Origin of the sequence: Streptococcus suis (assembly GCF_002960445.1) — a bacterium.
GTDB lineage: Bacteria > Bacillota > Bacilli > Lactobacillales > Streptococcaceae > Streptococcus > Streptococcus hyiners.
The window spans coordinates 1-393 of the sequence record NZ_POJD01000288.1 but is presented as its reverse complement, the minus strand read 5'-3'; the positions used below and the strand labels follow the sequence as shown (position 1 = coordinate 393).

Below are 393 nucleotides of genomic sequence, written 5' to 3'. Positions count from 1 at the left end.
CATCCATATCATCTGGACTTAGATTGGCAATTTTTTCTTCAATCTGTGCACTTGTCCACTTCGGGTATTTTTGCCGATAAAAATCTGGTAAGTAAGTTGTTTTTAGTTTTTCCTGATCGATGGTTGTCTCAAAATCTACCTTAAACCCTAGTACATTGCGGTCACTAATGGCATTTTTAATAGTGTAGGCATGAAGAAGAGGGCCAAAAATATCTTGCGTCTGCAGACTAGCACCTGTATCATCTAAGTTGGGAGTTCCTGTATAGCCAATCCAAGCCGCTTTCTTAAAGGCCTTTTGAATCCCTGCAAAACTATCTCCACCAGTTGAGCGATGAGCTTCGTCAACGATAAACACGATATGCTTATCTGGTGATTTGAAGGATTTTCTCTTCA

Annotated in this window: 1 protein-coding gene; it reads right to left on the bottom strand. The window is 39.9% G+C overall.

Annotated elements, in window-relative coordinates; genetic code table 11:
- Positions 1-393, bottom strand: a 393-nt coding sequence (locus C1G53_RS10335; protein WP_161941412.1) for a DEAD/DEAH box helicase family protein, incomplete at both ends; no start/stop codon positions are given.